The organism is Sphingomonas sp. PEI4 (assembly GCF_056679955.1).
Window position 1 is genome coordinate 1962796 of record NZ_CM155258.1, and the last position, 20403, is coordinate 1983198.

18 protein-coding genes and 1 tRNA gene are annotated in these 20403 nt (G+C 66.0%); 10 read left to right on the forward strand and 9 right to left on the reverse strand.

Features of this window, described 5'->3' with window-relative positions; genetic code table 11:
• Positions 1–135: 135 nt before the first annotated feature.
• Positions 136–1113: a cation diffusion facilitator family transporter gene (locus AC1MLZ_RS08970; protein ID WP_480961336.1), complete on the forward strand. Its 978-nt coding sequence runs from the start codon at positions 136–138 to the stop codon at positions 1111–1113.
• A 9-nt stretch (positions 1114–1122) separates the two neighbouring features.
• Here the strand turns inward: AC1MLZ_RS08970 and AC1MLZ_RS08975 are convergent, their stop codons facing one another.
• Positions 1123–1770 carry a hypothetical protein gene (locus AC1MLZ_RS08975; RefSeq protein ID WP_480961337.1) on the reverse strand — a complete coding sequence of 216 codons (648 nt, stop codon included), beginning with the start codon at positions 1768–1770 and terminating at the stop codon, positions 1123–1125.
• Positions 1771–1891: 121 nt separating this feature from the next.
• Here AC1MLZ_RS08975 and AC1MLZ_RS08980 point away from each other — a divergent pair, with 121 nt between their 5' ends.
• Positions 1892–2338, forward strand: a complete 447-nt coding sequence (locus AC1MLZ_RS08980) for a hypothetical protein (RefSeq protein ID WP_480961338.1) — start codon at positions 1892–1894, stop codon at positions 2336–2338.
• 77 nt (positions 2339–2415) lie between these two features.
• Here AC1MLZ_RS08980 and AC1MLZ_RS08985 read toward each other — a convergent pair whose 3' ends face one another.
• Both AC1MLZ_RS08985 and AC1MLZ_RS08990 read right to left on the reverse strand, forming a co-directional pair.
• Positions 2416–3732, reverse strand: a complete 1317-nt coding sequence (locus AC1MLZ_RS08985; RefSeq protein WP_480961339.1) for an Nramp family divalent metal transporter — start codon at positions 3730–3732, stop codon at positions 2416–2418.
• A 255-nt stretch (positions 3733–3987) separates the two neighbouring features.
• On the reverse strand, positions 3988–4611 hold the full coding sequence (locus AC1MLZ_RS08990) for a DNA-3-methyladenine glycosylase family protein (protein ID WP_480961340.1): 624 nt from the start codon (positions 4609–4611) through the stop codon (positions 3988–3990).
• Between the two features lie 75 nt (positions 4612–4686).
• Here AC1MLZ_RS08990 and AC1MLZ_RS08995 point away from each other — a divergent pair, with 75 nt between their 5' ends.
• A complete protein-coding gene (locus AC1MLZ_RS08995; protein ID WP_480961341.1) occupies positions 4687–5004 on the forward strand; it encodes a 2Fe-2S iron-sulfur cluster-binding protein in 318 nt (105 codons plus the stop codon).
• A 160-nt stretch (positions 5005–5164) separates the two neighbouring features.
• Here AC1MLZ_RS08995 and rlmB read toward each other — a convergent pair whose 3' ends face one another.
• Positions 5165–5908, reverse strand: a complete 744-nt coding sequence (gene rlmB, locus AC1MLZ_RS09000; RefSeq protein ID WP_480961342.1) for a 23S rRNA (guanosine(2251)-2'-O)-methyltransferase RlmB — start codon at positions 5906–5908, stop codon at positions 5165–5167.
• Between the two features lie 176 nt (positions 5909–6084).
• On the opposite strand from rlmB, the gene AC1MLZ_RS09005 reads away from it, so the two are divergent.
• From AC1MLZ_RS09005 to AC1MLZ_RS09035, 7 genes are all read left to right on the forward strand, one after another.
• Positions 6085–6171 (forward strand) — tRNA-Tyr (locus tag AC1MLZ_RS09005).
• Between the two features lie 177 nt (positions 6172–6348).
• Entirely contained in the window at positions 6349–8760 is a 2412-nt protein-coding gene (locus AC1MLZ_RS09010; protein WP_480961513.1) for a glycogen/starch/alpha-glucan phosphorylase, read from the forward strand.
• A complete protein-coding gene (glgB, locus tag AC1MLZ_RS09015; RefSeq protein ID WP_480961343.1) occupies positions 8757–10919 on the forward strand; it encodes a 1,4-alpha-glucan branching protein GlgB in 2163 nt (720 codons plus the stop codon). Before AC1MLZ_RS09010 ends, glgB begins: the two co-directional genes overlap by 4 nt.
• Positions 10920–11004: 85 nt before the next feature.
• Positions 11005–12264 carry a glucose-1-phosphate adenylyltransferase gene (glgC, locus tag AC1MLZ_RS09020; protein ID WP_480961514.1) on the forward strand — a complete coding sequence of 420 codons (1260 nt, stop codon included), beginning with the start codon at positions 11005–11007 and terminating at the stop codon, positions 12262–12264.
• A gap of 172 nt (positions 12265–12436) precedes the next feature.
• Complete coding sequence (gene glgA / locus AC1MLZ_RS09025) at positions 12437–13882, forward strand: glycogen synthase GlgA (protein ID WP_480961344.1); 1446 nt, start codon at positions 12437–12439, stop codon at positions 13880–13882.
• Positions 13879–15498 (forward strand): alpha-D-glucose phosphate-specific phosphoglucomutase, encoded by a 1620-nt coding sequence (locus tag AC1MLZ_RS09030; RefSeq protein ID WP_480961345.1) that lies wholly within the window; start codon positions 13879–13881, stop codon positions 15496–15498. Before glgA ends, AC1MLZ_RS09030 begins: the two co-directional genes overlap by 4 nt.
• An 18-nt stretch (positions 15499–15516) precedes the next feature.
• Positions 15517–16353, forward strand: a complete 837-nt coding sequence (locus tag AC1MLZ_RS09035) for an HpcH/HpaI aldolase/citrate lyase family protein (RefSeq protein ID WP_480961346.1) — start codon at positions 15517–15519, stop codon at positions 16351–16353.
• 138 nt (positions 16354–16491) lie between these two features.
• Here the strand turns inward: AC1MLZ_RS09035 and AC1MLZ_RS09040 are convergent, their stop codons facing one another.
• From AC1MLZ_RS09040 to AC1MLZ_RS09060, 5 genes are read right to left on the reverse strand one after another with little or no spacing between them, the layout of a single operon-like run.
• A complete protein-coding gene (locus AC1MLZ_RS09040; protein ID WP_480961347.1) occupies positions 16492–16782 on the reverse strand; it encodes a plasmid stabilization protein in 291 nt (96 codons plus the stop codon).
• A 47-nt stretch (positions 16783–16829) separates the two neighbouring features.
• Positions 16830–17411 carry an ABC-type transport auxiliary lipoprotein family protein gene (locus AC1MLZ_RS09045; protein ID WP_480961348.1) on the reverse strand — a complete coding sequence of 194 codons (582 nt, stop codon included), beginning with the start codon at positions 17409–17411 and terminating at the stop codon, positions 16830–16832.
• A gap of 8 nt (positions 17412–17419) precedes the next feature.
• On the reverse strand, positions 17420–18385 hold the full coding sequence (locus AC1MLZ_RS09050) for an MlaD family protein (RefSeq protein WP_480961349.1): 966 nt from the start codon (positions 18383–18385) through the stop codon (positions 17420–17422).
• Entirely contained in the window at positions 18385–19293 is a 909-nt protein-coding gene (locus tag AC1MLZ_RS09055) for an ABC transporter ATP-binding protein (protein WP_480961350.1), read from the reverse strand. Before AC1MLZ_RS09055 ends, AC1MLZ_RS09050 begins: the two co-directional genes overlap by 1 nt.
• Positions 19293–20402: an MlaE family lipid ABC transporter permease subunit gene (locus AC1MLZ_RS09060; RefSeq protein WP_480961351.1), complete on the reverse strand. Its 1110-nt coding sequence runs from the start codon at positions 20400–20402 to the stop codon at positions 19293–19295. The genes AC1MLZ_RS09055 and AC1MLZ_RS09060 overlap by 1 nt, the downstream gene beginning before the upstream one ends.
• Position 20403 lies beyond the last annotated feature (1 nt).

Sequence of the window (20403 nt, forward strand, 5' to 3'; positions counted from 1 at the left end):
CGGGACGGTGGGCCCCGGCCTCCGCCGGGGTGACGGAGTGGGTGGGACAGGGCGCAACCGCCTAAGAATGCTCGCGTCCTAGTATCTCACGAGACGGCGGTGCTAGGCGGCGGCCGGATTAGTGGAGCGCGGGCTTTGGGCGGACATCATCACGGGCATGACCATAGCCATGACCACGGTCAATCTGGGGGGCATTCGCATGGCCACTCGCATGGCGGACACGGCCATAGCCACGCGCCGGCCTCGTTCGACCGGGCCTTCGCGATCGGGATCGGGCTCAACATCGTGTTCGTCGCGGTCGAGGCGATCATCGGCCTGCGGATCGACTCGGTCGCGCTGCTCGCCGACGCCGGTCACAATCTGTGCGACGTGCTGGGCCTCGTCGTCGCCTGGGGTGGCACGATGCTCGCGCGCACGGCACCGACCAAGCGCTACACCTATGGGCTGAAGGGATCGACGATCCTCGCCGCGCTGGCCAACGCGTTGCTCCTGCTGGTCGCGCTCGGCGCGATCGTGCTGGAGGCGTCTCAGCGCTTCTCGGACCCCGCCCCGACGGCCGGCCTCACTGTGTCGATGGTCGCGGGCATCGGCATCGCCGTCAACGCGTTCACCGCCTGGATGTTCGCGCGCGGACGGAAAGGCGACGTCAACATCCGCGGCGCCTATCTGCACATGGCGGCGGACGCGCTGGTGTCGGCAGGCGTGGTGATCGCGGGATTCGTGATCTGGCGCACCGGCCTCACCTGGATCGACCCCGCAGTCAGCATCGTCATCGCCATCCTGATTTTCTGGCAGACCTGGGGCCTGCTCCGCGAGACCGTCGAGATGTCGCTGTCGGCGGTTCCCCGTGGGATCGAGTTCGATCACGTCGACGACGCGCTCTGCGGGCTGCCCGGCGTCACCGAGATCCACGATCTGCACATCTGGCCGATGAGCACCACCGAACCCGTCCTGACCGCGCATCTGGTGATGCCCGCCGGTCACCCCGGCGACCGGTTCCTGAGCGACGCCAGGACGATGCTCCACGAAAAATTCGGCATCGGCCACGCCACGTTGCAGGTCGAGACCGGCCACGGGCATGACTGTTCGATGGCCAGCCCCGACAAGGTCTGACGCTGGCCTTTAGATGAAGTGGAAGTCCGCCTTCGCGCGGCTGGTTTCGCCTTCCAACGCCTGATCCCGATAGGGCCCGTCGCGGTCGACCCAGTGCAGGAAGAGGTGCGCCGACCAGCCGTTCGGGTTCGGCGTCATCCGGCCGTGGCGGTGATGCACGCCCTGGTACAGGACCGCATCGCCGACCTCCATCGCGATCGCCGCGTATGGCTCCGCACCGAAGTCGTCGGTGACGCGCGCACTCGGTTCGGTCCGCACCGTACCGACCTCCAGATCCCAGGGTGCACCGTCGCTATAGTCGAGCGTCAGCGACAGGCTGTGCTCGCACGCCTGGCGGTCCGAATGCACCATGCAGACGTCACCCTCGCGGTAGATCCGGAAATAATCATAGGTCGGCAACAGCTCACGCCCAACGAGCTGGCTGACGATCGGCGTCAGGCCCCACAGGAACTGCAGCATCGGCGGATACTGCCGGCCATAAACCTCGAACGCCGCACGTTTCAACAGATTGGGATGCCGCGTGACACCGCTCAGATCGACCCGGTCCAGCGCCAGATCCTGCTTCAGGCGGCGCAGGAAGGCATCGGTCACCTCCACCGGTATCAATCCGCGAAGATGCGCGAACCCGGTGTCGCGATAGCTGCCCTCGACCTTCATCGATCGATTGCTATCGGTCTGCGCAAACCGGTGCAAGCCCTCGGCCACCCGCACGAATGGCGAAGAATGAACTTTTACCGGGCGATGCAAGTTACACCGGCATAGATCAGGAGATTATCGCATGAAGAAGCATCTTATCGCAGCATTGATGTCGGTCGCCGTCGCCGCGCCGGCGATGCTGCCGACTGCCGCGACTGCGCAGCGTTACGACGATCGCCGCGACAACAACGACCGTCGCGATCGTGACGACCGTCGTTTCAGCAACGACCGGCGCGGTAACGATCGCAACTGGCGTGGCGACGACCGCAACTGGGATCCGTCGAACAGCTACCGCGACGGCAAGTACCGTGAGCGCCGCCTCGGCCGCAACGACCGGATTTATCGTGGTCGCGACGGCCGCGCCTATTGCAAGCGCAACGACGGCACGACCGGTCTGGTGATCGGCGCGCTTGGCGGCGGCGCGCTGGCCAACCTGATCGGTGGCGGTACGCTCGGCACGCTGGCGGGTGCCGGTGGCGGCGCATTGCTCGGCCGGTCGGTCGACCGCGGCAACGTGAAATGCCGCTGAACTCCAGCCGAAGCTAGCGAATGAGGAAGCGGCGGCCGAGCGATCGGCCGCCGTTTTCGTGTTCGCCGTTTTCGTATTCAGAGCATGCCATAGAGCAAAGTACCATTCAGGCCGATGATCACCGCGGCGATCGACCAGGCGAGGATCTTCAGCCATGCCGGGCTGACCAGTTCGCCCATGATCGTGCGGTCGCCGGTGAACTTGACGAGCGGCACGACGGCGAACGGGAGCTGCAGGCTGAGCACGACCTGGCTCAGCACCAGCAGCTTCGTCGCGCCCGCATCGCCCGACGCACCGACCACGAACACGGCGGGGACGATCGCGAGCAACCGCGTCACCAGCCGCCGTGCCCAGACCGGCATGCGCAGGTTGAGGAAGCCCTCCATCACGATCTGGCCTGCGAGCGTGCCCGTCACGGTCGAGTTCTGGCCCGACGCGAGCAGCGCGACCGCGAACAGCACGCTTGCCGCGCCCATGCCGAGCATCGGGGCCAGCAACTCATAGGCCTGGTCGATCTCGGCGACGTCTGTGCGGCCAGCGACGTGGAAGGTCGCGGCGGCGAGAATCAGGATCGCGGCGTTGATGAAGAAGGCGAGGCCGAGCGCGACGGTGCCGTCGATCGTCGCCATCGTGATCGCGTCACGCTTGCCAGCCGGGTCCTTGGCGAAGGCGCGGGTCTGGACGATCGACGAGTGGAGATACAGATTGTGCGGCATCACGGTCGCACCGAGGATGCCGATCGCGATGTAGAGCATCGCCGGGTTGGTGACGATCTGCGTGGTTGGCACCAGCCCGCCGAGCACGCCCGCCATGTCGGGCCGTGCGAGGAACAGCTCGAAGATGAAGCAGCCGGCGATGATGACGAGCAAGGCGACGACGAACGCCTCCAGCTTGCGGAACCCGAAGCGTTGCAGCGCGAGGATCAGGAACACGTCGAGCGCGGTCAGCACGACGCCGTAAACCAGTGGCAGCCCGAACAGCAGCTTCAGCGCGATCGCCGTGCCGAGCACTTCGGCGAGATCGCAGGCGATGATCGCGATCTCGCAGAGGAACCAGAGCACGAGCGAGACCGGCTTCGAATAATGTGCGCGGCAGGCCTGCGCGAGGTCGAGCCCGGCGACGATGCCGAGTCGGGCGGAGAGCGCTTGCAGGACCATCGCCATGAGGTTCGACAGCAGTACGACTGACAACAATGTGTAGCCGAATGCGGAGCCGCCGGCGATGTCGGTCGCCCAGTTGCCGGGGTCCATATAGCCGACCGCGACGAGATAGCCCGGGCCTACGAACGCGAACAGGCGGCGCCAGAAGGACGCGCCTTCGGGGACGACGACGGTGCGGTGGCTCTCGGAGAGCGAATTGGCGAAGTCGTAAGCGGGGAGATTGGGGGCTGACATCGGAGGGTGCTTTGCCGGAACGGGCGGGTTGGGACAAGCGCTTGCGTCTCAAGCCGTTGCCAAAGCCGCCATAACAGCCTCCCGTCCCCGCTCCCTCATCCGTCACCCCAGCGGAAGCTGGGGTATCCCGGTTGGCGAGAGCCGCGACCCGAACGAGGAGATCCCAGCTTCCGCTGGGATGACGGGTAGGGTGAGGCGAAACGCACGAAAGATGGAAGGAACTCCCCCCTTCCTTCCAGGGAGGGGAGAAGGAGGTCAGATCACCTTCATGTCCGCCTGGTAATGATGCCAGGCGAAGATCGCTGCCGCTCCCCGATGCGGACGCCAGGCCTCCGCGACTTCGCGCGTCAGTTTCTCGCTCGGGCGGGTTTCGTGACCGAGAATGCGTCCGACCTCGATCTGGATCGCGAGGTCGCCCGCCGGCCAGATGTCGGCCCGCCCTTCCGCGAACAGCAGGTAGATTTCCGCCGACCAGCGGCCGATGCCCTTTACGCGGACCAGCGCGGCGATCGCCTCCTCGTCGTCCTCGGGCAGGTTGGTCAGGTCGAGCCGGCCGCTCGTCACCTCGTCGGCGAGGCTGCGTGCATAGCCAAGCTTCTGGCGCGAGAGGCCGGCGCTGCGCAGCAACTCGTCGCTGGCGGCGGCGATCTTCGCCGGATCGCCCGCACCACCGACCACCGCGTCGAGCTTGGTCCAGACCGCCGCCGCCGAGGCGACGCTCACCTGTTGCCCGACGATCGTCCGTAGCAACGTCGCGAAGCCGCGCTCGCTGATCCGCGGCGCAGGGTGGCCGGCATTGCCGACCGCGACCGCGAACGCCGGTTCGATGGCGCACAACGCCGCCATGGCGGTTTCGAGTTGCTCTGCGCTCAGGCCCATGATGCTTGGCTCCATGATGCTTGATCCGCGGCCGGCGCAACGGCATGAACGCACGAAGATTTTTCGGAGAATGACATGCCCAAGCTTATCGTCGTGACGCGCGAAGGGGAAGAACGCGAGATCATCGGCGAGGCCGGCCTTTCGGTGATGGAAGTCATTCGCGACGCCGGGATCGACGAGATCCTGGCGTTGTGCGGCGGCTGTTGCTCGTGCGCCACCTGCCACGTCCATGTCGACCCGGAGTTTGCGGCCAAACTGAAGCCGATGGGGCCGGACGAGGACGACCTGCTCGATTCGACGAGCGATCGGGATGCGGGCTCGCGGCTGTCGTGCCAGATCGAGCTGACCGATGCGCTGGATGGGTTGAAGGTGAGGATCGCGGTGGAGGACTAACTGTCCCTCGCTCCTCCGGGGAGAGGGAGGGAGGAGCCGTAGGCGACGGAAGGGTGAGGGGCAGTTGGGATGCAACGTCCCGAGCCCCACGCCCCTCACCCTTCCCACCGCAAGCGCGGCGGGCCCCTTCCCTCTCCCCGGCGGGGAGAGGGAGTTCAGGTCACCTGGTCGTGATCGCGTAGAGCGCGATCGCGGCGGCGTTCGAGACGTTCAGGCTCTCCACCTTCTCCGAGATCGGCAGTTTCGCCAGCTCGTCGCAATGCTGCTCGGTATTCTGGCGCATGCCCTCGCCTTCCGCGCCGAGCACGATCGCGATCCGCTGCGTGCCCATCGCTTCCGACAGCGTCTGCGTCGCGTGGCCCGTAAGCCCGATCCGCCAGAACCCCGCCGCGGCAATCTCTTCCAGAGCGCGCGCGAGGTTGACGACACGAATCCAAGGCACCGACTCCAGCGCCCCGGAAGCCGCCCGCGCGATCGTCCCCGACTCCGGCGGCGCGTTGCGATCCGGCGTGATGATCCCGAGCGCGTCGAACGCCGCCGCCGAGCGCAGAATCGCGCCGACGTTATGCGGATCGGTCACGCCGTCGAGGATCACCAGCGGGCGATTGTCGTCCTTGCCGTGCTCGAGCAGGTCGGCGAGCCACATGTCCTCGAGCGGCTCGACCTCGATCACCACGCCCTGGTGCGGCGCGTCGCCCGGCACCAGCCGCGCCAGATCGGCGGCCTCGGCATAGGTCACCGGCACGTCGGCCGGCAGGTCGAACCCGGCCAGCGCCTCGCGCGTGCCGAGGATTTTCCGCACCGTGCGCTCCGGATTGGCGAGCGCCGCCCCTACTGCGTGCTTGCCCCAGAAGCGGGGGCGGCCTGCCGGTGCCTTGCTCGGCCTGTGTCCCTTGCGTGCCATATTCGCTCTCTATCGTGTCTGTGTATCGGGCGTCCTTGTCGGCATTCGGCCTGCGCGGCAACACCGAAGCGCGAAACTTCGCAAAAGCTGCGTTGACACACCGGGCGCGCTTCGCCATTGAGCCGCCTCGCTTGAAACAGTGGCGCTCGAAAGAGCGGCGCTTGCAAAAGCGGCCTGGACAGGTGGCCGAGTGGTTAAAGGCAGCAGACTGTAAATCTGCCGGAGTTTCTCCTACGTAGGTTCGAACCCTACCCTGTCCACCACCGCCCCCGCGCGGTGATGGATCATCCCAAAGCACGAGCAGAGCAAGTTCTTCCGATCGCGGAAGGAAGTCCGCGTGACATCGGCTCGCGGGCGGCTAGGATCACGGCGACCGTAACGATTTCGGAAGCCGCGTGACCTCAGATCCTGCCGTACAGCCGCCCGTTAAAGATTTCGTCATCCAAGATCTGGCCGACTCGATACTGGACACGCTTGTCCACCGCATCGGCAAGGATGCGCAGGCGGCCCGCTCCCACGACTGGCTTGCCGCGACGATCCTGACGGTGCGCAACGACATCGTCGAACGCTGGATGGCGTCGACCAAGGCGGCGCACGCGGCCGGCGCCAAGCGCGTCTATTATCTCAGCCTCGAATTCCTGATCGGCCGGCTGTTGCGCGACGCGGTGACCAACCTCCAGCGCAACGACGAAGTCACGCGCGCCCTAGCTCTGCACGGCGTCGACCTCGCCGAACTGGAGGAGATCGAGCCCGACGCAGCGCTCGGCAATGGCGGCCTCGGGCGTCTTGCGGCATGTTTCATGGAAAGCATGGCGAGCTTGGAGCTGCCCGCCTACGGCTACGGCATCCGCTATGTGAACGGCATGTTCCGCCAGCGGATCGACGATGGCTGGCAGGTCGAGATGCCGGAGAACTGGCTCGCGCACGGCAACCCTTGGGAGTTCGAACGCCGCGAGAGTGCCTATTTCATCGGCTTCGGCGGCGAGGTCACGGTAACGGATGGTGGTCAAATTCACTGGAGCCCGTCCGAGGCGGTCGAGGCGACCGCAATCGACACCCCCGTCGTCGGCTGGCGCGGCAAACACGTCAACACGCTGCGGCTATGGACCGCCCGCGCGTTCGATCCGATCAAGCTCGACCGCTTCAACGCCGGCGATTTCTCGGGCGCCCTCGCCGATCAGACACGCGCCGAGACTCTCACGCGCGTTCTCTACCCGAACGACTCCACCGCCGCCGGGCAGGAGTTGCGGCTACGGCAGGAGTATTTCTTCTCGTCGGCGTCGATCCAGGACATCCTCCGCCGCCACATCCAGTATTTTGGCGACATCCGCACGCTGCCCGACAAGGCCGCGATCCAGCTCAACGACACGCACCCCGCTGTGTCGGTCGCCGAGCTCATGCGCCTGCTGATCGATCACCACGAATTCGCGTTCGACGAGGCGTGGAAGATCACGCGGGCCACCTTCGGCTATACGAACCACACATTGCTGCCCGAGGCCCTGGAGAGCTGGCCGCTGCCGCTGTTCGAACGCCTGCTCCCGCGCCACATGCAGATCGTCTACGCGATCAACGCCAAGCTGCTGCGTGAGGCGCGTGGCGCCGAAGGCATAGACGGCCCCCTTCTAGACGAACGGGCGATCGCCGCGATCAGCCTGATCGACGAAGGTGGCGAGCGGCGGGTGCGGATGGCGAACCTCGCCTTCGCCGGTTCGCACAGCGTCAACGGCGTCGCCGCGCTGCATACGCAGCTGATGAAGAAGACCGTCTTCGCAGACCTGCACAAGCTCTACCCGACGCGGATCAACAACAAGACGAACGGCATCACGCCGCGCCGCTGGCTCCAACAGTGCAACCCCGGCCTCACCGCGTTGATCCGCGATGCGATCGGCGACGCTTTCCTCGACGATGCGGAAAAGCTCGTCGATCTGGATGTTTTTGCTGACGATTCCGGTTTCAGGGAGCGCTTTGCCGCGGTGAAGCGTTCGAACAAGGTGGCACTGGCTAATCACATCAAGGAGAGCATGGGGCTGCGTGTCGATCCAGACGCGCTGTTCGACGTGCAGATCAAGCGCATCCACGAATATAAGCGCCAGTTGCTCAACATCATCGAGACGGTCGCGCTATACGACCAGATCCGAAGCCACCCCGAACGCGACTGGACACCGCGCGTGAAGCTGTTCGCGGGGAAGGCGGCGTCGAGCTATCACAACGCGAAACTCGTCATCAAACTGGCGAACGACGTCGCGCGCCGGATCAATGCGGACCCATCGGTCGGCGGCCTGCTCAAGGTCGCGTTCCTGCCCAATTACAACGTGTCGTTGGCGGAGAAGATCATCCCCGCCGCCGATCTAAGCGAGCAGATCTCGACCGCCGGCCTTGAGGCGTCGGGCACCGGCAACATGAAGTTCGCGATGAACGGCGCGCTGACGATCGGCACGCTCGACGGCGCGAACATCGAGATCAAGGACCGCGTCGGCGACGACAACATCTTCATCTTCGGCATGACCGCGGACGAGGTCGAGGCCAGGCGCGCGAACGGCTACGATCCGCGCAGCGTCATCGACGGCTCGAACGAACTGCGCCAGGCGGTGTCGGCGATCGCGTCTGGCGTGTTCTCGCCCGACGACAAGACGCGCTATGCCGGGCTGATGGGCGGGTTGTACGATGGCGACTGGTTCATGCTCGCCGCCGATTTCGACAGTTACGCCAACGCCCAGCGCGCGGTCGACACGCGCTGGAACGACCGGGACGCATGGGTCGCCTCGACGGTCCGCAACGTCGCGCGCGTCGGCTGGTTCTCGTCCGATCGCACGATCCGCGAATATGCGCGCGAGATTTGGACGGTGATGTGAAGCCACCCGAAGGCGCCATTGCTGCCCTGTTGGAGGGACGTCACGACGATCCCTTCTCGCTGCTCGGCGTCCACAGCGGCCCGACCGGCGTGTTCGCGCGCGTCTGGATTCCGGGCGCGGACACGGCGGAGGCGCACGCGCTCGACGGCACGGCGCTTGGCACCCTTGCGCGTGTCGATGATCGCGGCCTGTTCGAGGGTCCGATCGACGGCACGCAACAGCCGGTGAAATACCATGCGGAGGCGGGCGACACCTCGTGGTGGGTCACCGACCCTTATAGCTTCGGCCCGGTGCTCGGCCCGATCGACGATCTGCTCATGGCGGAGGGCACGCACCGCCGCCTCCACGACAAGATGGGCGCGCACCTGATCGAGCATGAGGGTGCGAGCGGCGTCCACTTCGCGCTGTGGGCTCCCAATGCGCGGCGCGTGTCGGTGGTCGGCGACTTCAACGACTGGGACGGCCGCCGCCACGCGATGCGCAAGCGCGGCGACGTCGGCGTGTGGGAGATCTTCATCCCCGACATCGCCGAATTTCGCGCATACAAATTCGAGATCGTCGGCCCCGATGGCCAGTTGCAGCCGCTCAAGGCGGACCCGTTCGCCCTTGCCAGCGAACTCCGCCCCGCCAACGCCTCGATCACGCGGAAGCTAGCGCATGAATGGGCCGACACGGATCACCGCAAACACTGGGCCTCGGTCGATCCGCGCCGGGTGCCGATCAGCATCTATGAGGTCCACGCCGGCTCATGGGACCGTGACGAGAACGACTGGTTCCTGACCTGGGACGCGCTCGCCGATCGTCTGATCCCGTACGTCGTCGAGATGGGCTTCACGCACATCGAATTCCTGCCGATCAGCGAACATCCATACGATCCGAGCTGGGGCTACCAGACCACCGGCCTCTACGCGCCGTCCGCGCGGTTCGGCGATGTGGAGGGGTTCGCGCGGTTCGTCGACGGCGCGCACATGGCCGGAATCGGCGTGCTGCTCGACTGGGTGCCCGCGCATTTCCCGACCGACGCGTTCGGGCTGGCGAAGTTCGACGGCACCGCCCTGTACGAGCACGAGGACCCGCGGCTTGGCTTCCACCCCGACTGGAACACCGCGATCTACAATTTCGGGCGGCGCGAAGTGGCGTCGTTCCTCGTCAACAACGCGCTGTTCTGGGCCGAACGCTATCATATCGACGGCCTGCGCGTGGATGCGGTCGCGTCGATGCTGTACCGCGATTATTCGCGCAAAAGCGGCGAATGGATCCCCAACGAGGCCGGCGGTCGCGAGAATTGGGAAGCCGTCGCGTTCCTGCGCGACATGAACCGCGAGATCTATGGCCAGCACCCCGGCGTCTTCACGATCGCCGAGGAATCGACGTCATGGCCGGGCGTTTCCGCGCCGGTGAGCGACGACGGCAAGAGCGGCGGGCTGGGCTTCGGGTTCAAGTGGAACATGGGCTTCATGCACGACACGCTCCAGTACATGGCGCGCGATCCGCTGCACCGGAAGCACCATCACGGCGAGATCAATTTTGGGCTCGTCTACGCGTTCAGCGAGAACTTCGTCCTGCCGCTCAGCCATGACGAGGTGGTCCACGGCAAGGGCTCGCTGCTGACCAAGATGCCCGGCGACGACTGGCAGCAATTCGCGAACCTGCGCGGCTATTACGCGTTCATGTGGGGCTATCCGGGCAAGAAGCTGCTGTTCATGGGGCAGGAATTCGCCCAGCGCCGCGAATGGTCGGAAGCCCGTGCACTCGACTGGTGCTTGCGCAACAGCCGCAGCCATGAGGGCGTCCGCAACCTCGTCCGCGACCTGAACACGGTCTACCGCGAGAAGCCGGCGCTGCATGCGCGCGATTGCGAGGGCGAAGGCTTCGAATGGCTGGTCGCCGACGATGCCGCCAATTCGGTGTTCGCCTGGCTGCGCAAGGCCCCCGGCGCGAAGCCGATCGCAATCGTCGCCAACATGACGCCGATCGCCCGCGCGCCCTACCGCGTGCCGCTGCCGCATGACGGCCGCTGGTGCGAGATCATCAACAGCGACGCGCGCGAATATTGGGGCAGCGGCCTCGGCAATCTCGGCGGCGTCGTCGCGAAGGACGGCGCGGCCTGGGTCACCTTGCCCCCGCTTGCGACGATCATGCTGGAATTCGAGGAATAGGCTCGACCGACAGGACCGGAACCGGTTCGGGGTCACGAGACGTTGTACGAACGAACTGGAAACAAAGGCGGGAGAGACGGACATGGTGGAACGGCGGGGACAGCCATTGGCGCGCGATGCGATGGCGTATGTGCTGGCCGGTGGCCGCGGCAGTCGCCTGATGGAGCTGACCGATACGCGCGCCAAACCCGCGGTGTATTTTGGCGGCAAGGCGCGCATCATCGATTTCGCGCTGTCCAACGCGATCAACTCGGGCATTCGCCGGATCGGCGTCGCGACGCAGTACAAGGCGCATTCGCTGATCCGCCACCTGCAGAGCGGCTGGAACTTCCTGCGCTCGGAACGCAACGAGAGCTTCGACATCCTGCCCGCCTCGCAGCGTATCAGCGAGTTCCAATGGTACGAGGGCACTGCCGACGCCGTGTACCAGAACATCGACATCATCGAGAGCCATGCGCCCGAATACATGGTCATCCTGGCGGGCGATCACATCTACAAGATGGACTACGAGCTGATCCTGCAACAGCATTGCGAGACTGGTGCGGACGTCACCATCGCCTGCCTCGAAGTGCCGCGGATGGAGGCGGTCGCGTTCGGCGTGATGGCGGTCGACGAGCATGACAACGTTACCGACTTCGTCGAGAAGCCTGCCGATCCGCCCGCCGTGCCCGGCAATCCGGACATCGCGCTGGCGTCGATGGGGATCTACGTCTTCCACACCAAGCTGTTGTTCGACGAGCTGCGCCGCGATGCCGAGACGCCCGGATCGTCGCGTGACTTCGGCAAGGATATCATCCCGTACCTCGTCAAGCACGGCAAGGCGGTCGCGCATCGCTTTTCCGACAGCTGCGTGCGGTCGGGGCTCGAGGTCGAGGCCTATTGGCGCGATGTCGGCACCGTGGATGCCTATTGGGAGGCTAACATCGACCTCACCGATGTCGTGCCGAAGCTCGACCTCTACGATCGCAGCTGGCCGCTCTGGACCTATTCGGAGGTCACGCCGCCCGCGAAGTTCGTCCACGCGGACGATGGTCGTCGGGGTGAGGCGGTGTCGTCGCTGGTGTCGGGCGATTGCATCATCTCCGGCTCCTCGATCCACCGCAGCCTGATCTTCACCGGCACGCGGGCGCATAGTTACTCGATGCTGGATCAGGCGGTGATCCTGCCGCATTGCGTGATCGGTCGGGGCGCGCGGTTGTCGAAGGTTGTCGTCGATCGCGGGGTGGAAATCCCCGACGGTTTGGTCGTCGGAGAGGACGCCGAACTGGACTCGCAACGCTTCCGCCGCACGGATAACGGCGTGGTGCTGGTGACCAAATCCATGATCGACCGGCTGACCGCGTGATTGGGCGCATCGCAAATCCTCCCCGGCACGGGGAGGGGGACCGTTCGCCATCGGCGAAGGGTGGAAGGGGCTCACCGCGAGCGTACCGTCTGCGATCGCAAGCGTGCCGTCTGCCAAAGCCCCCCTCCACCATGCGATGCATGGTCCCCCTCCCCGTGCCGGGGAGGATTTGATGCGCGTCCTCTCGGTTGCTTCCGAAGCCTATCCCCTCATCAAGACCGGCGGTCTGGCGGACGTCGTAGGCGCGCTCCCGGCCGCGCTCGCACCGCACGGCGTAGCGCTCACGACGTTCCTCCCCGGCTACCCCGCGCTCGCCGCCGTCACCAAGCGTGCGAAAGTCGCCCACCGCTACACCGACCTGCTCGGCACCGAAGCCCGCATCCTGAAAGCAAAGATCGGCGATCACCCACTCCTGATCCTCGACGCACCCGCGCTGTTCGCGCGAGGCGGCGGCCCTTATGGCGACGCGACCGGCGCGGACTGGTCCGACAACTGGCGCCGCTTCGCCGCATTCAGCCGCGCCGCCGCCGATCTCGCCTCGGGTGCAGTCCCCGGCTACGACTTCGACATTCTCCACGCGCACGACTGGCAGGCGGCAATGGCACCCGCCTATCTCCGCTACGCTCCAGGCCCAGCCAAGCCCGTCAAGACGGTCGTGACGATCCACAACATCGCGTTCCAGGGCCGCTACGGCTATGACATCTTCGCCGAACTCGGGCTGCCCGACATCGCGTACGCGCTCGACGGCGTCGAATATTATGGCGGCGTCGGCTATCTAAAGGCTGGGCTCGAAGCCGCCGACGCGATCACCACCGTCAGCCCTACCTACGCCGCCGAAATCCGCCGCGGCGAGTTCGGCATGGGGCTGGAGGGCTTGATCAATGACCGCGCAGGCCGCGTGACCGGGATCGTCAACGGCATCGACCCCGCCGTCTGGAACCCTGAAACCGACCTGGCCCTCCCTGCCCGCTACACCGCGCGAACACTCGCCCGCCGCCGCACCAACAAGCGGGCGATCGAGACGCGGTTCGGTCTCGACACCGAAGACGGCCCGCTCTTCACCGTCGTCAGTCGCCTTACCGGGCAAAAGGGCATGGACGTGCTTGCCGGGGTGCTGGACGAACTCGTCGCACTGGGCGGGCGGCTCGCGTTGCTTGGTTCGGGCGACGCCGGACTCGAAGCCACGTTCCTCGCCGCCGCCGAACGCCACCCCGGCCGGATCGGCGTCCGCATCGGCTATGACGAGCCCGTCTCGCACCTGCTGCAAGGGGGCGCCGACGCGATCCTGATCCCGTCGCGGTTCGAACCCTGCGGCCTGACGCAACTCTATGGCCTCGCTTACGGCTGCATTCCCGTCGTAGCGCGCACCGGCGGGCTGGCCGACACTGTGATCGACGCGAATGAAGCCGCGATCGCCGCGGGTGTCGCCACCGGCATCCAGCATGACGGCGTCACGCCAGAAGCACTCAGCCATGCGCTGCGCCGAACGATGGCGCTCTATGCACGCCCCGATCGCTGGGCCATGTTGCAGCGCAACGCGATGCGCGCGGACTTCTCGTGGGACGAGAGCGGCCGCCGTTACGCAGACCTTTACGCAAGCCTGACGGGGACCGCATGATCCGCACCGTATCGACCACGCCTTATACCGATCAGAAGCCCGGCACGTCCGGCCTGCGCAAGAAGGTGAAGGTCTTCCAGCAGGCCAATTATGCCGAGAATTTCGTCCAGTCGGTGTTCGACGTGGTGGCGGACAAGGCTGGCGCAACGCTGGTCATCGGGGGCGACGGCCGCTTTCTCAACCGCGAAGTCATCCAGGTCGCGATCCGGATGGCCGCGGCGAACGGCTTCGCTCGCGTGATCGTCGGTCGCGGCGGCATTCTGTCGACTCCTGCCGCGAGCCATATGATCCGCAAGCGTGGCGCGATCGGCGGCCTCGTCCTGTCGGCGAGCCACAACCCCGGCGGCCCCGACGAGGATTTCGGGATCAAGTACAACATCGCCAATGGCGGCCCCGCGCCCGAATCCGTCACCGACGCGATCAACGCGCGGACACTCGAGATCGATCGCTGGCTGACCGTCGACGCCGAGGACATCGATCTCGACACCGACGGCGAAGTCATGGTCGGCGATATGCCCGTCGAGGTGGTCGACCCGGTCGAGGATTACGCCGCCCTCATGGAAACGCTGTTCGACTTCGACGCGATCCGTAGCGCCAAGCTGACGATGGCGTTCGACGCCATGAGCGCGGTCACCGGGCCCTATGCGACCGAGATCCTCGAACGCCGCCTCGGCTTCGCGCCGGGTACGGTGCGCAACGGTACGCCGCTTCCCGATTTTGGCGGTCACCACCCCGATCCCAACCTCGTCCACGCGCATGAACTGTACGAGACGATGATGGCGCCGGATGCGCCCGATTTCGGCGCAGCATCGGACGGCGATGGCGACCGCAACCTCATCATCGGCAGGCACCGCTTCGTCACCCCCTCGGACAGCCTCGCGATGCTGGCCGCCAACGCGCATCTCGCCCCAGGGTACGCGGGTGGCCTCAAGGGCATCGCCCGCTCGATGCCCACCAGCGCCGCTGCCGACCGCGTCGCGCAGGCACTCGGCATCCCCGCTTACGAGACCCCGACCGGCTGGAAATTCTTCGGCAATCTGCTCGACGCCGGCATGGCGACGATCTGCGGCGAGGAGAGCGCCGGTACTGGCTCCGACCACGTCCGCGAGAAGGACGGCCTGTGGGCGGTGCTCCTGTGGCTCAACATCCTCGCGGTGCGTGGTGAGAGCGTCGACGCGATCGCCCGCGATCACTGGGCGAAGTTCGGCCGCAACTATTATGCCCGCCACGATTATGAAGGCATCGAGACCCCGCGCGCCGACGCGCTGATGGCGGCATTGCGCGCTAGCCTTGCCACCCTGTCCGGCAAGCAGTTCGGCGACCTGACCGTCGAGACCGCGGACGAGTTCGCCTATACCGACACCACCGATGGCTCGATCAGCCGCAACCAGGGCGTCCGCATCCTGTTCGCGGGCGGCAGCCGCGTCGTGTTCCGCCTGTCGGGCACCGGCACCACCGGCGCGACGCTCCGTGTGTACCTCGAACGTTACGAACCCGTCGGCGGTGATCTCGATCGCGACACCGGCGAGATGCTCGCCAGCATCGTCAGTGCCGCGGAGTCGATCGCGGGGATCGCCCAGCATACCGGCCGCACCGCGCCCGACGTCGTCACCTGATACGCGACGGCCGATAGCATGACGATCAGACGCCGCCGCAGCGCACTCTACATGCCTGCCTCGAACGCCCGCGCGATCACCAAGGCGCGGACGCTCGATTGCGACGTCGTCATCCTCGACCTGGAGGACGCCGTCGCGCCTGACGAAAAGGCGGCAGCGCGGGAGCGCGTGTTCGAGGCGGTGCGCGAAGGCGGGTTCGGGACACGCGAACTGGTCGTGCGGGTCAACGGCCTCGACACCGCCTGGTATGCCGACGACATCGCCGCGATCCGCGCGACCGGCATCGCCGCGGTGCTCGTCCCGAAGGTCTCGTCGGTCGCGGATCTGGTCGCGGTCCGCGCATCGCTCGGCGAAGACGGCCCGCTGATCTGGGCGATGATCGAGACCTGTGCGGCGATCCTTTCGCTACCCGCACTCTCCGCAGCGGCAGCCGAGACGCACCTCACCGCACTGATCGCCGGCACCAACGACCTTGCCAAGGAGATGCGCTGCCGCCTCGGCCCAGACCGCATGCCGCTGATCCCGGCGCTCTCGGCAACGATCATGGCCGCCCGCGCGGCCGGCATCGTGGCGCTGGACGGCGTATGCAACGCGCTCGACGACCCGGCCCGCTTCACCGCCGAGTGCTCGCAAGGCGCGATGCTCGGGTTCGACGGAAAGACGCTGATCCACCCGTCCCAGATCGACACCGCGAACGCAGGTTTTGGGCCGAGCGAACAGGAGTTGGCTTGGGCGCGCACGATCGTCGCCGCCTTTTCCAAACCTGAGAACGCCGACAAGGGTGCGATCCGGTTAGGCGGCCAGATGGTAGAACGCCTGCATCTGATGGAGGCTGAAGCAACGCTCGCACGCTGAAACATTGACGAGCGCGGTACGCAATTACCGTCCGTCATCCTGACGAAAGTCAGGTTCCAGAGCCATGGCGCTCAGCGGGTAACCCTGGATCCTGACTTTCGTCAGGATGACGGATCGCTTCGATGATGCGCTCCGGCTTTATCCCGCGTTCTTCCGCCGAGTATCCCAGCCCTTCTTGGCCGCCGCCGACTTCGCCGCATCGCTACGCCCAGCCACCCGCTTGCCGCCATTATGCGACGCCGCATGCGTATCGGGCTTGCCGCGGCCGGAGCCGGACTTGTTGCCGCCGCCCGAATCCTTGTTCACGCTCGCCCAGGCGCGTGCCTCGGCTTCCTTCTCGGGAACGCCGCGCTCTTCATAGCCGTCCGCGATATGCGCGGCCTTGCGCTTCTGCTTGTCGGTGTACGCGCTCTTGTCGCCCTGTGGCATCGCCGCTCTCCTGTCAGAGAACGTTAACGCTCAGACCGACGCAGCGTTCACCGACCGATCCAGTCCGCCACCTGCGTCGCCACCTGGTTCGCGGCCTGGTTGATCCCGGCTGCCGCCGAGGGCGCATCGATCGCCGACACCGGCACGCGCGCTTCGAAGCGATGCTTCTCGACCGTCGTCTTGCCGATGCGGGTCAGCGACGCATCGAACGTCACGACCGCCTCGCGCGTCGTCGCGTCGAGCCCGAACGTCCGCAATTCGCCGCCAAGCAACCCACCCGGATCGCCGACCGACTGCACCGTCGACAGCACGACAAGTCCGGTGCGCGCCGCAACCGTATCCGACACCAACCGCGCGAACAGCCGCGCCGGCGGTTCCGCCCACTGCGCGTCGGTGACGTACGCGATGGTGGTCGGTGTAGCCTGCACCGGCACGCGCGCGGTGGCGAGCGACTGCGGCACGACCGGCACCTGGATCGTGATCGACTTCGCGGTCGCCGAATCCTGGTTCTGGCCGACCGGCACCGACGATGCGCTCGTCAGCGTCAGCAGCGTGGGGGGCGGTTTCGCGCCGAAGCTGATGCACCCGGCAAGTGGCAGCAGCGCGATCAGGATGAGCGGTGTCTTCATGGCGTGCCTCACTTACCCTTGTAATCCGGGAGCTTCTGCTGCCCGATCAGCGAACTCGCACCCTGCTGGTCGACCTTCTCGGCGACCGACGACAGCGCCGCGGCGGTCGTACGCAGATCGCGGACCAGACGGTTTGCCTCGGGGATCGTCGTCTTGGAGAATGCCTGCAACCCCGGCCGCGCGTCGCCGATCGCGGCATTGAGCGTCTCGGCACTGGTCTGCGCCGATACGATCGCCTTGTTCAGGTTCGCCATCGCCGGCTTCACCTCCTCCGACAGCACCCCGTTGGTGGTCTGTGCGAGGACGCCGAACTGCTGCGCGGCATCGCCCGCCTGCTGGATCGCGATACGGGTCTGCGCCAGCGTCGCGGCGATCTCGGGACCGCGATCGGCAAGCGCATCGGTCAGGCGGTTGGTGTTCTCGAGGATACCCGCGATCGAGGCCTGGTTCCGGTCGGTCAGCAAGCCCGTCAGGCGCTCGGTGAGCGTCGACAGACGCTCGAGCAACTGCGGTGCCGAGTTCAGGATCGCGCCCAGACCGCCGATCTTGGTCGGGATCACCGGGACGCCGTACGGGCATTCGGTCGGCGTCTTCGTCTCGGGGCAGCCGATCGCCGGCGCACCCTTGCGCGCGCCATCGAGAGAAATCTGGCTGACACCCGTGAAACCGACACCCGAGATCGACGCGGTCGTGCCCTGCAACACCGGCGTTTCGTCTTTGACGCTGATCCGGACGCGGACGAACTGCGGATCGTTCTTCCACAGCGAAATCGTCTTCACCTGACCCGACGGCACACCCGAGAATACCACGGCAGAGCCGGGCGCGAGTCCGTCGACCGACTGGCGGAAGAAGATGTCGTATTCCTTCTCTTCCTTGCCGCCGATCCGCGCGATCCACACGGTGAACAGCGCCAGCAGGGCCAGCAGGATCAGCACGACGGCGCCGACTAGGACGTGGTTCGAACGGGTTTCCATCAGCGCGTCCTTGCTTCTTTCTCGGCGTATGTCGCGTCGGCGTCGTCCGGCGCGGACTGCTTGGACTGGACTTCGGTAGGATGGGCATTCGCGATCTCGTCGGCGCGCTCGTGCGCCTCCTGCGTCGCGACCGCGGCACGGCCGCGTGGCCCCTTGAAATATTTTTCGATCCACGGATGATCGAGCGCGATCAGCTCGTCGATCGTCCCGACCGCGATGACCTTCTTGTCGGCCAGTACCGCGACCCGGTCGCAGATCGCATACAACGTATCCAAATCGTGCGTGATCAGGAATACCGTCAGCCCGAGCGTCTTCTGCAACGACTGCGTCAGCCCGTCGAACGCCGCCGCACCGATCGGATCGAGTCCTGCGGTCGGCTCGTCGAGGAACAGCAATTCGGGATCGAGCGCCAGCGCACGCGCCAGGCCGGCACGCTTCTTCATGCCACCCGACAGTTCGGCGGGAAACTTGTTCGCGGCATCGGCGGGCAAGCCCGTCATCACCACCTTGTACGACGCGATTTCCGCGAGCAACGCCGCCGACAAATCTGGGTAGAATTCGCGCAACGGCACTTCAACGTTTTCGGCCACCGTCAGCGTCGAGAACAGCGCACCACCCTGGAACAGCACGCCCCAGCGCTTGCGGATCTCGGTCGCCTCGGTTTCCTCGCGGCCGATATTGGGTTCGCCGAACACCGTGATCTCGCCCGCGACGGGGGTCTGCAGGCCGATGATCGAGCGCATCAGCACCGACTTGCCGGTGCCCGACCCGCCGACCACGCCGAGGATCTCGCCGCGCCGCACGTCGAGGTCGAGCCCCTCGTGCACCACCGAATCGCCGAACGCGTTCTTCAACCCCTTCACGGAGATGATGAAGTCGTCGGTGTTGTCGTCCGTCTTGCGGGCCATCAATCCCAACCCAGCCAGGTGAAGAACACCGCGAAGAACGCGTCGAGGACGATCACCAGGAAGATGCCCTGGACAACCGCGGAGGTGGTGCGCAGACCGACCTGTTCGGCGTCCGATTCGACCTGCATGCCCTGGAAACAGCCCGCAATCGCGATGATCGCACCGAACACCGGCGCCTTGATCAGCGAGATATACAGATCGGTGATCGGCACGACCTCGCGGATGCGCGCGATGAACGTCACCGGCGGAATACCGAGTTGGACCCAGCACAGCAGCCCGCCGCCGATGATCGCAATCACCGACGCGTAGAAACCGAGCAGCGGCATCATCACGATCGCGGCCAGCACGCGAGGCAGCACCAGCGCCTCCATCGGCGACACGCCGATCGTCCGCATCGCGTCGATCTCTTCGGTGAGCTTCATCGTGCCCAACTGCGCCGCGAACGCCGAGCCAGAGCGTCCCGCGACCATGATCGCGGTCATCAACAAACCGAGTTCGCGGATCGTCAGGCGGCCGACGAGGTTGATCGTGAACACCTCCGCGCCGAACTGCCGCAGCTGGACCGCGCCCTGCTGCGCGATGACCATGCCGATCAGGAAGCTCATCAACCCGACGATGCCGAGCGCTGCGACACCGACCACCTCGAACCGCTGGACGACGGCGTTGAACCGGAAGCGGCGCGGATGGCGAATGACGCTGCCGAACGCGATCGTCGTCGCGCCGAGAAACCCGAGCAGCCCGAGCATCGTCTTGCCCGACAGCACGACCGCATCGCCGATCTCGCCGACCACGCGGGAGAGCGCGCTGACCTTTACCGGCTTGGCGGCGATCGGCTGGTCGGAAGCGACCACCTGATCGAACAGCGCCTGGTCGTTGGCGTCGAGGCCGTCGATCGTCGCGTCGTTACGCGCCGCGAACCGGTGGACGACCCAGGCGCCGATCGTATCGATCCGGTCGACGCCGCTGAGGTCGACACGCTTGACCGAGGACGCGTCGATCGCCTCGAGCCGATCGGGCAGATTGCCGATCTTTGCGAGCGACAGATCGCCGGTAAAGCGAAGCGTGCCGGTATCGGCACCGTCCTGCTGGAAATCGGCCATCGCGCTCATC